The 285-nt window shown below is 60.0% G+C and carries 1 protein-coding gene; it reads left to right on the top strand.

The window, feature by feature from the left end; genetic code table 11:
- Nucleotides 1–278, top strand: a 278-nt coding sequence (locus tag EOD29_RS31320; RefSeq protein ID WP_164763923.1) for a glycosyl hydrolase family 65 protein, incomplete at its 5' end; no start/stop codon positions are given.
- Nucleotides 279–285: the final 7 nt, after the last annotated feature.

Genomic DNA, 285 nt, shown 5'->3' on the forward strand with positions numbered 1-285 from the left:
CGGGTTCCGCCGGCTGGCTCTACCGCGCCGCGGTGGAGGGCATCCTGGGCATCGAGCGGCGCGGCAAGCAGATCACGTTTAGGCCGAAGCTGCCTGGACACTGGGACGGCTACGCCGCCACGCTCAAGATGTTCGACGGCGAAATCAAGGTTCGCGTCACCCGCGACAAAAAGACCAAGTCGATCTCGCTCGAAGTCAATGGTTCGAAGACGAAATCGGGATCTTTCGAGCCGAAGGTCGGCGAGAAGACCGAGGTCGTCGTCAAGATACCTACGTAAAATCAAC

The sequence above is a fragment of the Mesorhizobium sp. M1A.T.Ca.IN.004.03.1.1 genome (assembly GCF_003997555.1).
Lineage (GTDB): Bacteria > Pseudomonadota > Alphaproteobacteria > Rhizobiales > Rhizobiaceae > Mesorhizobium.